This window comes from Bartonella sp. 220B, assembly GCF_026930205.1.
GTDB lineage: Bacteria > Pseudomonadota > Alphaproteobacteria > Rhizobiales > Rhizobiaceae > Bartonella.
Genome location: NZ_JANHOI010000002.1, coordinates 242,251 through 262,549, shown reverse-complemented (window position 1 = coordinate 262,549; position 20,299 = coordinate 242,251). Strand labels below are relative to the sequence as shown.

Sequence of the window (20,299 nt, the reverse complement as noted above, 5' to 3'; positions counted from 1 at the left end):
ATACACGACAAAGCCAATGAAAGACCAAACACAAACTCAGAAACTATAGCGCACTCCCAAAATACCCTGAAGAGACTGTTTCGTCTTATGCCCTTTGACATAATGCCCTTCTGCATAAAGCCTTAAGTTATTACTGAGAAAACTGCTTAAACCTATCCCTAATTTACTCGCATTCCCTGACAAATCCGTGACAAATTGATGCTGCTTATTAATCATCGTATGATTGTCATCTTTATTCTCACGCAACCATGCTGCCGTAACATAACCCATCAATGAAGTCTCTACACCATCCAAAAATTCATACCCCAATGATAACCCAACTTCACTGCGTAATGACGTAAAGGGATTTATTTCACCCGTCATTTCATTCGAAAGCTTGATCTCTTTACCTTCAACTTGCAACCACATTAATTGCGCATAAGGTTGTATCCAACTATGCTGTGCTACCTTAATCCGATAACCTGCTTCAAAGGATGTTCCTACCGCCCACTGGTTATAATTCCCTTCAATAGCTAAACCGTTCGTTGAAACAGCATTCAAAGTATTTTGAGAGTGATTGTATTTTAATACACTATCAAAATACCATCCGCTATGGTCAAAATAAGTTGCATAAGCTCCTATGCCGTAGGTATTTATGCCGCTAACACCACCACGAGCATGAGCAACACGTACTTTGTCATAACTGCCAAAACCACCAATATAAAACTCCCCATTGGCCAATTCACTTAAACCACTGATCCCGAATATAATCCCTGTTTGTTCAAGCTTAAAATCTATGTGGTCTGCGGAAACACTCTCTTTACTTTTGATTGCATATGTCCAAAGAGCAGAAGTTTTTTTATTTTTTTCTAGAATTCCTCTCCCCGCACGCACAGTTTGCAACTCATTCTTAAAAACAAGTGCCGGTGTAACAGACAATGACAAAACCGCATCCGTAGAAGGCGTGGTTAAAAAATCAGAAACTGAAAGTTTTTCATTCACTTGTTGAGAAAGTTTATTTTGATTAATTGGACGTAACAGTATCTGATCAGAAAATGACGGAGCATTTGCAGAAACAACAGACTGCTCCTGCTCTTCAGAAGAATGATAATGTTCTGCGAAAGCAACAGAAACACTCTGATCCTCTCTCAAATGCCGCGGCGGTCTTGGTTGGGGGGGGAGCTTATAACGCCTTCCATTATTATTGGGACGAGACCGTGTACCCGTTCCCACATCCCTAGGTAAATCACCTGAGAAGGTAGTAACTTTTTGTTTCTTATTCGTCCGTGCAGGAAGAGTGCTTGAACATTCTGAGTTTATACTCGCCATACTTAAATACCAAATTGTATAATCACCACTCGAACCAGCACTCCTGTCTCTTTTACACAAACGATACATAAAGGTTCCCCCATCAACAGCTGAAATCTCTGTACCAGAGTGATTTGCCAAAGTAAAATTAGCGCCTCCATCTTCACTTTTGTCGGTAGCTAAATTAATTTCTGTAACGAAACCGTTTTTTTGTAAAAGAGAACCTGTGATTTCAGCACCAGAATCAACAACGCTTATTTTGTGGTTACCTGCACCATCATCAATCAACAAGTAATCACCACCACCACCGATAGCATTAATGTTGAAACGAAAATGTAAATTCCCTGAAAGTTCTTCAACATGAAGTAAAATATGACGTGGATCATATGGAATAGAAGTAAAAATGACAGTTCCTCCCTCACCCGTTAAAATTTCAATGTCAATCTGATCTCTTTCTGCAATGCGCCGCTCACCAACGAAAAATAGTATTTCATCAGCTCTTCCTGTTACAGAAACTTTCCCTTTCGTGATATGGTCTGTGCGATCACCAGCAAATAAATAAAGGCGTCCGTTATCATTGACCTTTACTTCTCCAACTTCCGTTACACCAACATGTATCCACGAGCTAGCAAAATCGTTAATCGTTAGACCATCCACAACCCCTCCAGGATACACAACTTGAACAGAACTATCCTTCAAGGTAGTACCATAGGACTCTCCTAACGCTAAAACATGTTGCCGACCATTTTCAGAGACCACAGTATCCATTGACTTCCCCCCCCTTTTTTTGTGCCCCGTATACAGATTCTGTTCTCCTCCTCCTGTAATTGTCGTACGCCAAGCTATTGCACCATCGTACACATTCTGCTGCGCCACACCATTATTATCACCAGAAACTGTAGCATCATAAGCACTGCTTTGCTTCTCTACACTTGTAATATTAAGACCTTTTTCTTCAAAAACAAACTGCTGCCCACCACCAAGGATTTTAGGATTTATCGAAGTTCCTGCACGTGTAACTATTTGCATCCCACCGTTTTCAATAGTGGCCCCTACAGAAGTTCGACCATTGTCAACAATCTCTACACCACCATCTTGAATAGTAATAGCATTGCTAACACTACTCGTGACCAGTGCTGAACCTTTTGGTACTTTGTTCCCACTCCCCACAGTCGTTATTTTTTCTAACCCCTCATTCTCAACTGCACTTGCAATTTGTACAAGACAACTACTGATCATCAATATTGAAAAACTTAATTTGCATTTATGCCGCATTATCCATACTCCACTATCAATTATGAGATAAAAATCCCGCAATTCCGCAGGTAGATCATTTTAGATTGTATCATAATGTGTTTTATTTATGTCTAAATACAATTTTTTAGTGTATTATTTTTAATAATACAATTATAAATTGTAAATTTATAGTCACAAAAAACTACCTTAGCCCGTGACTGTATAACTTCATCAAATGCAAATTATGCCCTTTTGGACAGGGCACAATTTACAATATTTGCAATAGTAAATGAAAAAAATGATATCGCTTTTAATAGAGCGTAAGCTTATCTTCAGTGCCTCTACATTCTCAAGAGGTTATACACATTGCGCATTTAAGCTGTAAAACAATACAGTCCTAGGCTTAATCAATAACATAAGAGGCATCCTTAAAAAAGATAGCGTAACCCTAAAATACCTTGAAGTGATTGCTTAATCTTATGCCCTTTCAGATAATGCGCTTCCGCATAAAGCTTGAGTTTATCATTGACAAAACTGTTTAAACCAATTCCCAACTTACCCGCATTTCCGGATAAGTCTGTGATAAATTTGTGCTGGTGATTAATCGTTGTATGATTATTATTGATATTCTCACGTAACCAAGCTACCGTAATATAAGCTGTTAATGAAGTTTCTGTACCAAAAATAAATTCATGTCCTGCCGTTAATCCAACTTCATTACGGAATGAAGTCAATGGGCTTATATCACCACTCATTCCATTGGAAAGCTTGATTTTTTTTCCCTCAACCTGCAATCCTGTTAATTTTATATAAGGTTGCATCCAAGCATTTTGCGCTGGCTCGAAACGGCAACCAATCTCAAATGCCCCTCCTATCGCCCACTGATTATAATTGCCTTGAATATCTAAACCGTTCGTTGAAATGGCTTTCAGGGTATCTCGATAATAATTATATTTCAAAGCACCATCCATATACCATCCGCGATTATCAAAGTAAGTTGCATAAGCTCCAATGCTATAACTGTTTATGTTGCTATCCCCTCCTCGTGCATGAGCAACGCGTACTTGATCATAACTACCAAAACCACCAACATACAAATCTCCATGCATTAATTCATTCAAATGATCAGCACCTAACACGATTCCTGTCTGCTCAAGCTTAAAATTTGTATGGCCTGTCGTAACACGTTCTCTGCTCTTGAGCGCGTAAGTCCATAAATCTGTATCTTTCCTGTTTTGATCCAGAATTCCTCTCCCCGTACGCATAATTTCCAGCTCATTGTTAAAAATAAGTCCAGAAGCTACTGCTGTAGAAAGTATGGCATCAACTGAAGGAGTCGTTGATGATCCACCAGGAGCGAATGGATCTGTTGGATCGGGAAGTGAAGGTTCTGGTCCCTTGATCCGATCTGGAAACAAGAACCAAACTTTTCCATTTTCATCTTTTCTTTGTTTTAAACCATACATATAGGTGCCACCATCGATAGCATTAATTTTTTCACCTGAGAGATCTGTCAAAGTAAAATCAGCGCCACCGCTTTGGTCTGTAATCAAATCACGCTTATTTGAAAAAGGATCTGTGATTTCAATTCCAGAATCAGTAACACTTATTGTGTGCTTACCTGTACCATGATCAACAAAGAGATAATCACCACGATTATGTGCAAGAGTTGTATTGAAGGCAAAATGTAAACTTCCTGAAAGATCATGAACATGAAGTTGCGAATAATACGGATCAGAGCCAGTAAATGCAAAAATAACACTCCCCTCACCACTTAATTTCTGAATGAGAGAATTTTTGCCATCAAATTCATCGGTGATGGAATACAATTTTGTATCTTTCCCATTTAAAAGAATATCTTCTACTGTCGTATGATGTTGATCATTTCCAGCATAAAGATGAAGCTGTCCAGAATGATTTAAAAGCGTTTTGCCTTCTAATGTTGCTCCCGCATGCACCCATGATTTTGCCTCATTATTAATTGTCAGGTTTTTCACAGTTCCATCAGCATATATTTCTTGCGCAGCAGTTTCATTTAAAGTGACACTAGTAGCACTACCTCCTGCTAAGATATTTTGCTTACCACCACCAAAAACTTGCGTATCAAACGCAAAACCACCATTTTCTGTACCTTGATCCCTTTTTGCAACCTCTTGTACACCCCCTTGCATAACTTCCGTGTTCCAAACACTTCCTCCGTCATACACTTCTTGCCGCCCTAATGTTTCGCCTTGGCCATAAATTACAGTATTAAAAGCGCTGCTACCTTTCATTTCCCCTCTAACATCACCTTCTCCAAAAACAAGCTGTTCACCACCATAGACTTGTGTTCCCTGCGCTTTCCCCCCATTCTCAATTCTTTGCTTTCCACCTTCTTTAACGATAGCATTTTCTGAAAATCCTTGTTTTCCTTTTGAAGCTTGAACAATTTCAGTTCCGCCATATTCAATTTGGCTCTCTTGACTGAGACCTCCCGCCAAAACATGAATCTCTCCACCATTTTTAACCGTGTTATTGATAGATTTCCCTGGTTTATCCGTATCATCATCATTTAAAAAGTAGCCTTTACCATTATTGTCGAATAAATGATTGTCTAGTTCAGTCCCACTATTAATGAAAATGAGCTCCGAATCTTCCTGCGCTATAATATTATTTCCTTCTACATACTGTCTGGCTTGATTATCATTTTTTCCATCTTTTCCCCATACATTCCTTACCGATATTTTTGTCCCCATGCCACGACTAAGCTTTTCAAAGGATTCTGCTCCACCGCTCATCTCTAATATACGATCATTTTTAGATGATTTAATATTTATGCACCCCCCTGTTCTCATATCCTCATTATCATAGGATATTTTTTCATTTTCCCCATAGTTTGAAGATTGACAAAAAAACTGCGTCTCTTCCCCAGCCGCTGTTTGCCCCAAACAACTACTAACCATGAGCATCCAACAACTCAATTTCCACTTATATTGCATAGCTACCTCCTCCCCCTTCACGTCTGAGTAGACATCAAAGGTAATTAGCTCTGCAAAATCTATTTTCAACCTAAAATTTTAAGAATTGTCTTTAACACTTTATTAACATTACAAAAAACAGATTTTACTTTTTAGAAAAATCTTCATTTTATCGAGAACTTAAGATATAATAGCTACATTGCCTTTTTGAGATCTCTCCAGAAACTTTTTACCAAACAGTAAAAAGTAAAATAAAAAAATCCCCTCCTCAGCAACATCTACAGCCGCAAGTCCGTTTATCTTAGAAAAGATCGCCCCACTCATCGCATATCTCGTTTGTAAAAAATACACGACAAAGCCAATGAAAGACCAAACACAAACTCAGAAACTATAGCGCACTCCCAAAATACCCTGAAGAGACTGTTTCGTCTTATGCCCTTTGACATAATGCCCTTCTGCATAAAGCCTTAAGTTATTACTGAGAAAACTGCTTAAACCTATCCCTAATTTACTCGCATTCCCTGACAAATCCGTGACAAATTGATGCTGCTTATTAATCATCGTATGATTGTCATCTTTATTCTCACGCAACCATGCTGCCGTAACATAACCCATCAATGAAGTCTCTACACCATCCAAAAATTCATACCCCAATGATAACCCAACTTCACTGCGTAATGACGTAAAGGGATTTATTTCACCCGTCATTTCATTCGAAAGCTTGATCTCTTTACCTTCAACTTGCAACCACATTAATTGCGCATAAGGTTGTATCCAACTATGCTGTGCTACCTTAATCCGATAACCTGCTTCAAAGGATGTTCCTACCGCCCACTGGTTATAATTCCCTTCAATAGCTAAACCGTTCGTTGAAACAGCATTCAAAGTATTTTGAGAGTGATTGTATTTTAATACACTATCAAAATACCATCCGCTATGGTCAAAATAAGTTGCATAAGCTCCTATGCCGTAGGTATTTATGCCGCTAACACCACCACGAGCATGAGCAACACGTACTTTGTCATAACTGCCAAAACCACCAATATAAAACTCCCCATTGGCCAATTCACTTAAACCACTGATCCCGAATATAATCCCTGTTTGTTCAAGCTTAAAATCTATGTGGTCTGCGGAAACACTCTCTTTACTTTTGATTGCATATGTCCAAAGAGCAGAAGTTTTTTTATTTTTTTCTAGAATTCCTCTCCCCGCACGCACAGTTTGCAACTCATTCTTAAAAACAAGTGCCGGTGTAACAGACAATGACAAAACCGCATCCGTAGAAGGCGTGGTTAAAAAATCAGAAACTGAAAGTTTTTCATTCACTTGTTGAGAAAGTTTATTTTGATTAATTGGACGTAACAGTATCTGATCAGAAAATGACGGAGCATTTGCAGAAACAACAGACTGCTCCTGCTCTTCAGAAGAATGATAGTGTTCTGCGAAACGTACCACCTCAGAAGCTTGATCTCTTAGTGCTGGAACAGTTGAAAGAAAAGCAACAGATTGATTATGGTTTAAATGTCTCGGAGTTCTTTTCCCCCGTGGTATATTGTCAATGGAAACCGCAGCCAAATACCAAATTTTTTCACTTCCATCCTCACCATTTTTCTGCTTTAGACCATATGTATAGGTTCCACCATCAATAGCCTTAACATTTGCACCAGAAAAGTTTTGCAGAGTAAAATTCGCTCCTCCACTTTTATCAACAATAATATCAAGACTTTTTGAAGAAGGATCAGCGATTTCAAGACCTGAGTCTTTAACATTTATTGTATGATATCCTGAACCATTTTTAATAAAGAGGGAATCCCCTTTCCCTTCTGCAAGGCTAACATTAAAATTAAAATGTAGGCTTCCTGAAAGATTATCAATATAAAGTCGAGAGTAGTATAAATGAGACTCGGCAGAAGCAAAAATAACTTCCCCTGCACCACTCAAATTTTGAATGTAAGAGCTCCTTTCGTCAGAAATGTTAGCAATAGAGTATAATTTAGACATTTCTCCACTTAAGTTGATCTCTTCTGCCGTAGTGCGAAATTTATCATCTCCAGCATAAAGATTGAGCTGTCCCAAATCATTAACGGTTATTTCTTCTCCTAATATCGCACCAGAAAAGATCCACGAATGAGCTCCGCCATGAATTGTCAAATTTTTCATGTATCCACCAGCATGAACGACTTGAACAGCACCAGCGTATAACGTGACAATATCTGCCTCACCTCCTGCTAAAACACGCTGCATGCCACCTGCAAAAACTTCAGTATTCATTGCTAAACCACCACTCTTTAGGGCAAAATCATCATCATCTGCGAACCACTTAGCAAGATTTTGTACTCCTCCTCTCATAATTTTTGTGTCTGAAACTACCCCATCATCATACACACTCTGTTGCCCCAGTGCCTCACCTTGACCATAAATTGTGGTGCTATAAGCAGTACTACTCACAACTCCGTCATTCACATCACCCTCTCCGAAAACAAATTGGTTTCCACCATAGATTGTCGTATCTATTGCTGTTCCTCCCCCCTCTACCTTCTGTTGTCCGCCTTCATAAACAATAGTAGATTTTGAAATTCCTTGTTCTGCGACAACTTCAGAACCACCATTTCCAACGGTCGTATTCTTACTAAAACCACCTGCTTCAACATAGAGTGTTCCACCTCTCTCAACCATATTATTAATGGAAAATTTGGTCCCTTTTGTCTCTCCATCATCAAAAATATAAACTGTATGATCATCATTAAGCAGAGAGTTCTGCAAAACGGATTGACCCTTACTAACGCTGAAATCACTTATATGAGAACTGACTATAGCATTTTTTGAAACTGTCTTATCCTCTTCTTTTTCAAAAGTTTCAGCTATAGGCAATACTGTACGAGACAAAGCGATTAAGGACGTAGAAGGCTTTTCTGAGATCGCCAAATACCAAATTTTCCCCCGTTTTGATCTTGTTGCTTTAGATCATACATATAAGCTCCACCATCAACAGCATCCGCTTTGCCCCCAAAATGATTTTTTAAGGTAAAATGAGCACCTCCACTTTTATCAGTAATTAAATCCAATGAATGAAAAAAAGATTCGGTAATTTCAGTACCAGAGTCCATAACACTTACTGTATGGTTTCCTGTTCCCTTTTCAATCGAAAGGTAATCACCATAACTCTCTGCAAAATTGGCTCTAAAAATGAAATCTATATTACCCGAAAGATCACCAATACGCAGGAGAGAATAGTATGGGTTCAACTCTGTGGAACCCATAGAAGTAGCAGTATAAATAACACTCCCCTGACCTCCTAATTTCTTAATCAGAGAACTTGATCCATCAACTTCCGTAGCAATAGAGCGTAATTGAGATTCTTTGCCATTTAAAACAATCTCTTCTACTTTCGTTTGCTGCCCCTTATCTCCAGCGTAAAGGTGAAGTTTCCCAGAGCCATTAATCTTTACTTCCCCTTCCAATATCGCACCAGAATAGACTAATGAAATGGCTCCATCATTAATCATCAGAGTTTTCACATACCCACCAGCATGGACTCTTTGAAGAGCTCCCTCTTCCAAAGTAACGGTATTTGCCTTACCGCCTGTGAAAACATTTTGCACCCCAGCTGCAAAAACCTTTGTATCCACTGCTACCCCTCCCTTGTTGCCAAGCCACGTACTGAGATTTTGTTCTCCTCCACTCATAATATTTGTGAAGAAAGCAACTCCATCATCATACACATTCTGTTGTCCAAATGCTTCACCTTTACCATAAATTTCAGTGTTATAAGCAGAACTCTCCTCCCCCAAAACAATTTGTTCACCACCACAGATTGTAGTATCTTGTGTTTGTCCTCCATACTCAACGCTTTGTAAGCCATATTCCTCAATAAGAGTATCCGTGAAAAACTTGCCTTTCCCGACAGTTTCAACTTGACCACCCTTAATTATAAAATTTTTATCAATGAGATTTTTACCATTTTCTCTTAGATTCTTGCTTATGCATACTGATATTAATGGTTTCTCTCGTGGTGAAGCTACTCCATCTACAGTTGCAATATTTACAACGAAACTACCGTTCATCAATGCCCAAACACTCAACATCAATTTGTGTTGCATTCTCCACACTCCATGATCTTAAAAAAATCCGCATATTTCGAAAAAGTGCACAGAAAAGACAGCATGACGTACTTGCTCTCTCATGTTTTTCAAGAAGACAAATCACTCTATACGTAGCATTCAATGCACTAAGCTCTAACTAACCAAATATTACAGTGTGTATTTTTAAACTTACACACAACCAAAAAATGAAAATAATTTATAATGCACTTAAAAAGTGTTTTAATTGCATCTATAAAAAGACTTTTTGAATATTCTTGTGAGACTAAACAATAATCTGAAAAATCAGATTGCTTCCTAAACAGGCTAAAATAACGTCTATTGTAAAAGAAACAGCAGAATAAAATTATATAAAATTACGTTGTTTGTAAAAATATATTTTCATCTTTTATGGCGTTTTAAATAGTGCCTTTGTGCATTGAATTTGGTTAAATAAAGTACAACCATCTATGCTTATCATACCATAGTCATTGTTCTCTTACATGAGAAGCGTAATAATATCGACTCGATGCTGATTCGATTTTATAATTAAAGAAGTTAGTTTCGTAATTTGATTTTGTCATAATACTGAAAGGGACATTCTATTCATGTCTATAAACTCAGAAATACAAGATATAAGCAAAAAAAATTCTACTCTTCACATTTTGTTTGCAAGCCTTATTGGTCCAACAATTGAATTTTTCGATTTTTATGTCTTTGCAACTGCTGCAGCTCTTATATTTCCTCATGTATTTTTTCCAACGCAAAATGATCAACTTGCAATTTTACAGTCTTTCCTAATCTTTGGGGCGGCTTTTTTTTCCCGCCCCTTTGGATCTATTGTTTTTGGACATTTTGGAGATAAAATAGGAAGAAAGGCAACGCTTATTGCTGCTCTTCTTACAATGGGACTATCAACAGTTATTATTGGTTTTCTCCCTACTTATGAAACAGCCGGATGGTGGGCACCTTTCTTCTTAACTATATGCCGCATTGGACAAGGTATGGGATTAGGAGGCGAATGGGGGGGAGCAGTGCTACTTGCAACAGAAAATGCGCCACCAGAGAAACGTGGCTGGTATGCAATGTTTCCTCAATTAGGTGTTCCGTTTGGCTTGTTTTTATCTGTTATTGTTTATTTAGGTCTGTTGCATTTTTTTGATCATAATGAGCTTATAGCATGGGGATGGCGTATTCCTTTTATCGGTTCAGTTGTTCTTATGATCATAGGATTATGGGTTCGTCTCTCCATTAACGAAACACCAGCATTTAAAAAAACTCTTGAACGTAAAGAGCGTGTTAAAGCTCCAATAATAGATGTCTTTTTTAAATATCCACGGGTTCTCTTTCTTGGTACATTTTGTGGTATGGCAACATTTGTTCTCTTTTATTTGGTGAGCGCCTATTTGTTAAGCTATACAACAAACTATTTGCAATTGCCATTTTATCAGGCTCTTCAAGTAGAAATCGTCGGTGCTATTTTCTGCGGTATTTTTACTGTTCTGACTGGAATACTCGCTGATCGTATTAGACGTAGAACTTTGATGATATGGATCACAATAATTACTGGAGTCTATTCTTTCGTAATTCCCTATTTTTTAAGCTCTGGAATTATAGGGGTTTTTGTAATGTCTATCATTGGGTTATCGATCATGGGAATGATATATAGTCCTCTTGGTGCTGTTTTAGCTTCACCATACCCAACAGAAATTCGGTACACCGGTGCTTCTGTAACTTTTAATTTATCCGGCATTATTGGAGGATCTCTCGCTCCTTATATTGCAGAATACTTGGTGCAACATTTTGATGTTTCTTATGTTGGTTATTATTTATTTCTTGCCTCATTTATCTCATTGCTTTGTTTCGTTGGTTTTAAAGATGATGAAATATCTAACTAAAACATAGTGAAGACGAATAAAATGAGGACTAGCGGCAAAAATGCCGCTAGTTTCATTTTTAAAGACATTGGTTGCGGTATACTCCACCACAATATTCCAGCAAACAACGCACTCAGAAAAAAGAATAAGATATCCGCAATATTGCCAATATAAGTAATAGGGAAAATTTGTGACAGGATATGCGTTGTCCCTACCAACGAAACGCAAAAAAAGGCTAATATCACAGCCCATAAAATGAGCAAAATTCGATCAATAACGGTCATCATCATACCGTTTATTTTTTTTGATTGTAACCCACATCTTGAACACTCCCAAAAGAAAAATCATAATAAAAACTCAACGCATCCCCCTCCCAATCCTTTCGCAATAAAGAACGCAGGATTTATGTTTCCTATCAATCCTATAAAAATCAAAATAACAAACGTTACACGCATTAAGCCTGTTTTTCCCAACAGCGATTTTCATTCTGCTGCCAATAAGTTAAATTATGATTTTCCATTTTATATTTTTTCCACTGTGCACGAACAAGATTTAATTGCTGATCATTTTGTCCATCAAATATCACGACAAGCCGCTGATAAGTATCAATATTTGAGCAAACTGCTCCTTCTATAAGAAAGCGTATCTTTGAATCATTCGGATTTTCCTGCCCTGTAGTAAGAAATACGGGCTGCAAACTTGGATATGGATCATATTCAGTCCCATGTCCAATAAATGCTTCATCAGCATAAACCCATAGACGCATATCTATAGCATCGCGTTGCTCTTCACTCACACATTGTATGGTTATCTTGCAAAAACGCGCCAATGCACGCTCTACAAGGGTTGGCAAAATATCTCCTAGCGTTGACTGCGTCAAATGATAAAACAGAATATCCATTAAACCCTCATCATTCTTTATAAATTATAAACAAAGTCAACGTTTTTTGAAGAAGCTTCTATCACCTCTCACATAAAAAGAAAGAGTTAAAAATATAACAAACCATCTTGTTTCGATTGTGCATGTTACTTTTTTTAAACTATCTCACAGCAGGAAAAAGACCTCTCGTCATTTCCTAAGTTCATAAAAACCCTAAATTCATAGAAAAAATATTTGAGTTTGTTTTCTTGCTTCTCTATGGACTATAGTTGAAAATAGAATATAAATAGAATGGATTGAAGTTGGCTAACAATCTCATGTTCTTTATTTTATGAAAGTGCGCAATATATAAAAATATTTTTTATTGGTTATATTTTTCATCTAAAAGACAGTGTACAATATTTACTCTCTCATTAAAGACTGAGGATGTTATCCAGTTTATGCGTATCATTGAGTTATATATCCTAAAACGTGTTCTTGTGCTGTTTAGTGCTGTTATGATTGCAGCAGTCAGTATCAGTTGGACAGTGCAGATTCTTGCACGGATAAACTTTCTCACAACAAGTAAACAAACACTCTTCACAGTTTTGCAATTTTCACTCTCATTGGTCCCTTCTGTTATTTTTCTTGTCATTCCCTTTGCATTAGTCATTGCGATTACAAGTACCCTTTCAGCAATGAATCAAGACTCAGAGCTTGCAATCATCAGTGCCTCCGGTTTTCCAAAAAATACTGTCTGGAAACCTATTCTTCTCCTCGCAATTGTTGCAGCCTGTGCCTCCTTTTCTATAGCCAATTTTGTTGTTCCTCAAGCTAGACTTAATATGCGACAAATGCTTGCAAGTGCTCATTTTGATCTTATTAATCTTTTCATTAGTGAAGGCAGCTTCCAAAAACTCGCCAATAACCTTTACATAGAAATTGGTGGACGAAATCCAAACGGAACACTTAAGCATCTTTTCATCGCTGACCAACGTGATTCTAAAACTGATATTTTTTATTATGCAACAGATGCGTCAATTGTAAGCAATAAAAATGGCCATTTTTTAGTCCTCAATAATGGTGAAATAGAAAGAAACAATCATCAAAATAAGAGCGTTTCAATCGTTCAATTCAGCTCGTATACCTTTAACTTGAGTGAATTCATCCCCAACGATAAAACACCCACACTTTACCCAAAAGACCGTCCTCTTTCTTATTTACGAAATCCTGACCCGAAAGATCCCTACTATCAACGAAAACCTCTCCACTATAAAGCTGAGTTTCATCGCAGACTCACAGAATGGCTCTATCCAATTGTTTTTTCACTCATTGCATTAGCAGCAGCAGGAGATACACGCTCATATCGACAAGCACGCAACTCTGCAAACTTCTCTGCGATTAGTATTTCTTTATTAGTGTATTGGATAGGATATTTTTTCGCCGAAAAAGCAAAGGGTGATCTTGCCTACATTCCTCTGCTTTATATTACACCCATAGGAATGAGTATGCTTATTTTTTTCATGCTCTTAACAAATCATCAAATTGGTATCCCCACAAAACTTAACGAGGTTATTCAAGGCGCTCTTCAAAAATTGGTAAATAAATTTAAACATCGAAAATCTCTATACCACTCGGATAAAATATCATGATTGGTTGGACGCTTGGGCGATATTTTTTTATACGTTATCTCAAAACAACCTGTTATTTCTTTGTGAGTATTTTTATTCTTGCTTTTTTAATCGACTTTACAGAAAACTCTGGTCGTCTATCTCACCTTTCCCATTATACCGCAAAAGATGCATTTCTTATTTCTGCTTTTCGCATCCCTTTTATTGTGCAACAACTCATTCCCTTTATCGCACTCTTTTCTGCAATGGTGATGCTGATCTCGCTTAATAGAAAACTTGAGCTTGTTGTGACACGTTCAATTGGTGTTTCTGCATGGCAATTTCTCATGCCTGCTTGCTTGGGAGCTTTTCTTTTTGGATTATTTTCAATTCTGCTGATTAATCCACTTGCTGCATGGGGATTTTCTCAAGCAGAAAAAATGATGACTGAGTGGCGTAGCAATAATATACTCACATCCTTTCATGACACACGTATACCATGGTTCACACAACGCACAAATTCAGGCAAAACAACTATTGGTGCTAAATCTATCACTGATCAAGGGCTTTCTCTTATTGATACAACCTTTGTACAATATAACGATAATGCAACAGTCAAAAATTGGATTAACGCCCAAAAGGCAACATTAACAAACGGTGCTTGGCTATTAAAAGAAGGTACAATCTATAAAATAGGGCATCCTCCTGAAAAATTTACTACGTTTCAAATAAAAACTAATCTAAAACCTGAATTTTTAACCGAACGTTTAGTAAATCCCGCGACTATCCCATTTTATCAATTGCCAAAAAAAATTATGATTGCACGTTCATTTGGCTATTCTGCCAATAATTTTGAGATGTATTTACAATCTTTGATTGCATTGCCTGCACTGCTTGTGGCAATGACTCTCATTGCAGCAATTGTATCTTTAAATTTCACGCGCTTTGGACAATCTGGAACATTGATTCTTGGTGGCGTAACAGCCGGATTCATGCTTTATGTTATTTCTGTACTCGTTCAGGCTTTTGGTAATGCCGGATATATTCCACCCATTATTGCCGCTTGGACACCGGTTGTTATTGCATTGTTTTTGGGAATCTCTTTTCTTCTTCATAAAGAGGATGGCTAAGTGAAAATATTAATAAATAAGAAAGTGATTTTAACACAATTAAGTGCAGTTGCCTTTAAAAGCGTTCTTGTCTTTGTTTTGGGTCTCTCTTTATCCCGTTTTGCATACACCAAAAACCTTACTTCTCTTGCTCAAAATCGTATCTCGAATCCCGTAAGTCCTCTTTCTCTCTCTGCAGAAGAACTTATTTACAATCGTGATGAAAATACTGTCTCTGCACAAGGTAATGTCCGAATCGAATATGATGGCAATAAAGTTGTTGCCCAAAAAGTCACCTATAATCAAAAAACAGGACGAATTATAGCCCAAGGAAATGTTGAAATTGTTCAAAAAGATGGGAATAAAATTTATTCTAACCAAATTGATATGACTAAAGATTTCGGCGAAGGATTCGTAAACGCATTACGTATTGATACAGCCAACAATGTCCATTTCGCGGCAGAAAGTGCTACACGAAACAGTAATCAAATAACAACTTTCAACAATGCCTCCTACACAGCCTGTGAACCGTGCTCCTACAAACCAGATAGAGAAGTGTTGTGGAAGATTAAAGCACGAAAAATCATATGGAATAATCGTACCAAAAAAATTCGATTTGAAAAGAGTCGTTTTGAAGTTTTTGGTGTACCAATTCTACAGCTTCCAACTTTTGAACTCCATGATCCAACTGTGAAACGTGCTAGCGGTCTGCTTGCTCCTCATTTTTTTTATAGCGATTATCTCGGCATGGGCATAAAAAATTCTTACTTCTGGAATCTTGCCCCCCATTATGATTTTACACTTTCTTCTACGGTCTATACGCAACAAGGACTTTTAACTGAAGGTGAATGGCGTCAACGTTTTAAAACAGGCAATTATAACATTCGCTTTGCACATATATACCAAATGAAACCGCATAGCTTTGATAACGATACAATTGATGCACATCGTAAAAACCGTTATATGCTAGCAACAAAGGGTGATTTTCGACTTAATTCACACTGGACCTATGGATGGGATATTCTTGCACAGTCTGATCGACACTTTAGTCGTACATATAAACTTGAAAACTATAACAATCCTACACAACTTTCTCAGCTTTATTTGAATGGTCTTGCAGGAAAAAACCACTTTGATATGCGTTTTTACCATTTCAATGTTCAAGATTTACTCTTAAATGACCCTGATTATGAGCGACACTCTCGACAAGCATGGGTTCTCCCCCGCATTGATTATTCTTTCACACCAAATGAATCAATTTATAATGGAATGCTTACCTTTCATAGTAATATGCAATCGATTTATCGTCGTCATACTGACTTCAGATATACCGACTGGAACGGAATTCCTCTCAACGCTACTAGGCTTTCTGGTATGGCGGGAAATAATTTTCGTTTAACAAATGAACTAGAATGGAAAAGACGCTTCAAAACGGGTAATGGCCTTATCTTAACCCCTCTTTTCTCTTTACGGGCTGATCTCATTACAACAAATGCGCATAAAAACGACACTCTTCCTATAATAAATAACTCCTCATTAACTCTCCGTAATTCAGCGTTTCGTGGCATGGCAACAGCTGGTTTAGAATTACGCTACCCCCTCCTCATGAGATTAAGCAATTCTACACATATTATAGAGCCAACCGCACAAATTTTTGTACGCAATAATGAACGCTATATAGGACAACTCCCCAATGAAGATGCACAAAGTTTCATCTTTGACGCGACCACTCTGTTTCAACGCGATAAATTCTCTGGTTATGACCGCGTAGAAGGTGGAACAAGAGCCAATATAGGTTTAAGATATTCTGGAAGTTTTAATAGTAATTGGTCTCTTTACGGTCTTATTGGACAATCCTTTCATCTTGCGGGAAAAAATTCGTTTGCGAAAAGAGATTTTGTTAATGTAGGCATTCATTCTGGCCTCGAAACAACACGTTCAGACTATGTAGCAATGGTTAGTGCAAACCATAAAAGTGGTTTTTCTTTAGAAGCCCGTGGACGTTTTGATAAAAAAACAGGGAAAATTCACCGTAGTGAAGTTGAAGCATCACAAAAATGGCAAAATTTTAAAGCGGCTATACAATATGTTTATATTGCAAACCAACCAGATTATGAATATCCACAAGAGCGCCAAGAGATTTTTTTTCAAACTGGTCTTAAGCTGCCTAATTACTGGTCTATCAACAGCAATGCCGGTTATGACTTGGTATCTGGTACATTCGTAAAACGAGGAATTAGTTTGAACTATACAGATGAATGTTTTGGGCTAACATTCGGTTATCAGCAGATAAACAATCCAGGAAAGAAAACACCTTTGCGAAACTTTAACTTCTCTCTTTCATTACGGACAATTGCAGATATTGGAAAAAAGGCGAAATCAGATTTATAAAGAGAATGTATAAGCAATTTAACTTATTGTTGTTTTTATGAAAAAAAACGTATATCTTAAGCAGTTGATAAAAATTAATAAATAATGCGAAGGCCTATTTACATGAACAAATTGAAAAAGCGTATTTTTGCTTTATTTTGTATTACACCTTTGAGTGCAAGTAGTATGCTGATAAGTGAATTTTTAATTCCTCCGGTCTTCGCACAGACTGTCATTGTTACTACAGTCAATGGCAATCCTATCACAAATTACGATATACAAAGGCGCGTTGCTTTTCTCAGATTGCAACAAAAGCAGGGCAATCTTGCTGTGCAAGCTAAAAATGAGCTTATCAATGAAGTCCTTAAAAATATTGAAATAAAGCGTCGTAATATTGAAGTGAGTAATCATGAAGTTGAGAGCGCTTTCGAGAACTTTGCAACGCAAAATAATATGACCATTGATCAACTCAACCAAATTTTGACTCAAAATGATATCACAGTACAGCACTTTAAGGATTACATCCGTGGACAAATAGGATGGGGCCGTCTTGTCAATGCACGCTATCAAGCTGAGACAGGCTTGATTACAGAACAAGAAGCTGTACGAAGAATATTAAAAAATGGTGGTGTGAAACCTTCAACCAATGAATATACACTACAGCGAATTGTTTTTGTCATTCCTGCACATCTCCGTTCAGAAATCTTTGAAAGACGCCAGAGAGAAGCGAATAATTTTCGCGCACATTTCCAAGGATGTACGAATGCTCAAAAACAAGCGAGTGGTATCTTGGATGTTACTATCCGTCACTTAGGAAAATTTCTTGAACCCCAACTTCCCAGTGCATGGGAACAAGCTATCCTCGCAACGCCTGTCGGAAAAATGACCAAATTCCAGGAAACATCTGATGGAATTGAAGCGATTGCTGTATGCAAAATAAAAAGAGTTTCTGATGATTACGTAGCTCGGTTGATATTTTCCATTCAAGATAATAAACAAAAGGGCCCGCAGAAACTTGAGAAATTGAGTGAAAAATATTTAGAAGAATTGCGGCGGTCAGCACGTATTCAAAACTCATAATGGCTGTACTTATTGTTAGTGGTGGTGATCCTGCTGGTATTGGTCCTGAAATAGTACTGAAAGCTTGGAATTTACGTGTTACACGTCAAATTCCACCTTTCGTTCTTCTCGCTGATCCAGATGTCATTCGTGCACGCGCCCATTTTTTACAGATCGATGTCGAAGTAGAATCTGTTTTTACAGATAATCCTGTAAAAAATTTCCAAGTAGCTCTTCCTGTAATACCATTAGAAAATCGACAAAGTGATCAACTAGGATTACCTTCACCAAATAATGCTGCTGGAATAATTGAAGCGATAAAACGTAGCGTTCAATTGATCCAAAGCGGCTATGCATGTGCACTCATTACTTGTCCCATTGCAAAAAAGAACCTTTACGATGCCGGATTTAAATTTCCAGGTCATACAGAATTTTTAGCAGATTTGGCTTATCAAGACTCTAAGAAATGTCATCATCCGATTATGATGTTAGCAGGACCTCGATTAAAGACAGTACCAATTACTATTCATGTTCCATTCAAAGAAGTTCCTTCATACCTTACTCGCGAACTCATCATTAAAACGGCACTTATTACTGAACACGACCTAAGAACACGCTTTAAAATAACTTCACCCCGTCTTGCTATTTCTGGACTTAACCCTCATGCGGGAGAAGAAGGTACGATGGGAAAAGAAGAGATTGCAACTATTATCCCCGCTATCGAATATCTTAAAAAGAAAGGACTCAATATCATAGGCCCACTGCCTGCTGATACGATGTTCCATGAATCTGCAAGAAAAGCATATGATGTTGCCCTGTGCATGTATCATGATCAGGCACTGATTCCTGTTAAGACACTGGATTTTGATACCACTGTCAATATCACTTTAGGATTACCTTTTATTCGTACTTCTCCAGATCATGGAACTGCTTTTGACATTGCTGATAAAGGGATTGCCTCTCCCGAAAGCTTTATCGCTGCCCTTAAACTTGCAAATCAACTTGCAGAAAATAGTTTGATACCATGCCAATAGATAATCTCCCTCCTCTGCGTGAGGTTATTAATATGTACGGATTACAAGCTCATAAATCTTTGGGTCAAAATTTCCTTTTTGATCTTAATCTCACATCTAAAATTGCTCATCAAGCAGGAAATATAGAAGGAAAACCTGTTATTGAAGTAGGTCCTGGTCCTGGAGGGCTAACACGTGCCTTGCTTGCAAAAGGAGCTATTGTCACCGCAATAGAACATGATGAGCGCTTTCTACCTGCTCTCTTAGAGATAGAAAAATACTATCCGCAAAAGCTAAAAATTATTTGTAATGATGCATTAAAGCAAGATTTCTCAAAACTTTTTGAAAAATCTTTAGAAAAACCACGCATTATTGCAAATCTTCCCTATAATATTGGAACACAACTCGTATTAAATTGGCTATTAGCTGAGCCATGGCCTCCTTTTTATGAATCCATGACATTAATGTTTCAACGAGAAGTTGCTAAACGTATTACAGCAAAACCTCAATCTGCCCACTATGGTCGCCTTAGTGTTTTAACCGGATGGCGTACTATTGCTAAAATTGCTTTTGATGTGCCTCCTCAAGCCTTCATACCGGCACCCAAAATAACTTCTTCTGTTGTTCATATCATTCCGCGAACAGAACCTCTCACTTGCTCCGCACAAAAATTGAGCTTTATTACAAAAACGGCTTTTGGACAAAGACGAAAAATGCTTCGTCAAAATCTTAAACCTCTCGGAGGTGAAATACTTTTAGAAAAAGCGGGAATTGATGGAACACGTCGCGCAGAAACGCTCTCAATTTCTGAATTTGTAACTTTAGCCAATTTGGTGATCTAAA

At 37.6% G+C, this 20,299-nt stretch carries 13 protein-coding genes and 1 pseudogene; 7 read left to right on the top strand and 7 right to left on the bottom strand.

What is annotated here, in order from left to right; all coding sequences use genetic code 11:
* Positions 1-36: 36 nt before the first annotated feature.
* The 4 genes from bafA (NPX99_RS02760) to NPX99_RS08800 all read right to left on the bottom strand — a co-directional run bounded on the left by bafA (NPX99_RS02760) (position 37) and on the right by NPX99_RS08800 (position 9,580).
* Positions 37-2,562 (bottom strand): BafA family autotransporter, encoded by a 2,526-nt coding sequence (gene bafA, locus NPX99_RS02760; RefSeq protein ID WP_269030229.1) that lies wholly within the window; start codon positions 2,560-2,562, stop codon positions 37-39.
* 389 nt (positions 2,563-2,951) lie between these two features.
* Complete coding sequence (gene bafA, locus NPX99_RS02755) at positions 2,952-5,501, bottom strand: BafA family autotransporter (protein ID WP_269030228.1); 2,550 nt, start codon at positions 5,499-5,501, stop codon at positions 2,952-2,954.
* A gap of 360 nt (positions 5,502-5,861) precedes the next feature.
* Positions 5,862-8,405: a BafA family autotransporter gene (gene bafA / locus NPX99_RS02750; RefSeq protein ID WP_442864045.1), complete on the bottom strand. Its 2,544-nt coding sequence runs from the start codon at positions 8,403-8,405 to the stop codon at positions 5,862-5,864.
* Entirely contained in the window at positions 8,372-9,580 is a 1,209-nt protein-coding gene (locus NPX99_RS08800; RefSeq protein WP_442864044.1) for a pertactin-like passenger domain-containing protein, read from the bottom strand. The genes bafA (NPX99_RS02750) and NPX99_RS08800 overlap by 34 nt, the downstream gene beginning before the upstream one ends.
* 587 nt (positions 9,581-10,167) lie before the next feature.
* Between NPX99_RS08800 and NPX99_RS02745 the strand changes: the two genes are divergently transcribed.
* The gene (locus NPX99_RS02745) at positions 10,168-11,457 is read left to right on the top strand and encodes an MFS transporter (RefSeq protein WP_269030227.1); all 1,290 of its coding nucleotides are present in this window, start codon (positions 10,168-10,170) and stop codon (positions 11,455-11,457) included.
* Here the strand turns inward: NPX99_RS02745 and NPX99_RS02740 are convergent.
* The 3 genes and pseudogenes from NPX99_RS02740 to NPX99_RS02730 all read right to left on the bottom strand — a co-directional run bounded on the left by NPX99_RS02740 (position 11,454) and on the right by NPX99_RS02730 (position 12,337).
* The gene (locus NPX99_RS02740) at positions 11,454-11,720 is read right to left on the bottom strand and encodes a hypothetical protein (protein WP_269030286.1); all 267 of its coding nucleotides are present in this window, start codon (positions 11,718-11,720) and stop codon (positions 11,454-11,456) included. The genes NPX99_RS02745 and NPX99_RS02740 overlap by 4 nt on opposite strands.
* Positions 11,707-11,891 (bottom strand): annotated as a pseudogene (locus NPX99_RS02735) (hypothetical protein). The gene NPX99_RS02740 and the pseudogene NPX99_RS02735 overlap by 14 nt, the downstream one beginning before the upstream one ends.
* A complete protein-coding gene (locus NPX99_RS02730) occupies positions 11,891-12,337 on the bottom strand; it encodes a DNA polymerase III subunit chi (protein WP_269030226.1) in 447 nt (148 codons plus the stop codon). The pseudogene NPX99_RS02735 and the gene NPX99_RS02730 overlap by 1 nt, the downstream one beginning before the upstream one ends.
* Positions 12,338-12,756: 419 nt before the next feature.
* On the opposite strand from NPX99_RS02730, the gene lptF reads away from it, so the two are divergent.
* From lptF to rsmA, 6 genes are all read left to right on the top strand, one after another.
* Positions 12,757-13,947: an LPS export ABC transporter permease LptF gene (gene lptF, locus NPX99_RS02725; RefSeq protein WP_269030225.1), complete on the top strand. Its 1,191-nt coding sequence runs from the start codon at positions 12,757-12,759 to the stop codon at positions 13,945-13,947.
* The gene (gene lptG / locus NPX99_RS02720; protein ID WP_269030224.1) at positions 13,944-15,035 is read left to right on the top strand and encodes an LPS export ABC transporter permease LptG; all 1,092 of its coding nucleotides are present in this window, start codon (positions 13,944-13,946) and stop codon (positions 15,033-15,035) included. The genes lptF and lptG overlap by 4 nt, the downstream gene beginning before the upstream one ends.
* Positions 15,036-17,405: an LPS-assembly protein LptD gene (locus NPX99_RS02715; RefSeq protein ID WP_269030223.1), complete on the top strand. Its 2,370-nt coding sequence runs from the start codon at positions 15,036-15,038 to the stop codon at positions 17,403-17,405.
* 102 nt (positions 17,406-17,507) lie between these two features.
* On the top strand, positions 17,508-18,464 hold the full coding sequence (locus NPX99_RS02710) for a SurA N-terminal domain-containing protein (RefSeq protein WP_269030222.1): 957 nt from the start codon (positions 17,508-17,510) through the stop codon (positions 18,462-18,464).
* Positions 18,464-19,477 (top strand): 4-hydroxythreonine-4-phosphate dehydrogenase PdxA, encoded by a 1,014-nt coding sequence (gene pdxA, locus NPX99_RS02705; protein WP_269030221.1) that lies wholly within the window; start codon positions 18,464-18,466, stop codon positions 19,475-19,477. Before NPX99_RS02710 ends, pdxA begins: the two co-directional genes overlap by 1 nt.
* The gene (gene rsmA / locus NPX99_RS02700; RefSeq protein WP_269030220.1) at positions 19,468-20,298 is read left to right on the top strand and encodes a 16S rRNA (adenine(1518)-N(6)/adenine(1519)-N(6))-dimethyltransferase RsmA; all 831 of its coding nucleotides are present in this window, start codon (positions 19,468-19,470) and stop codon (positions 20,296-20,298) included. The genes pdxA and rsmA overlap by 10 nt, the downstream gene beginning before the upstream one ends.
* Position 20,299: the final 1 nt, after the last annotated feature.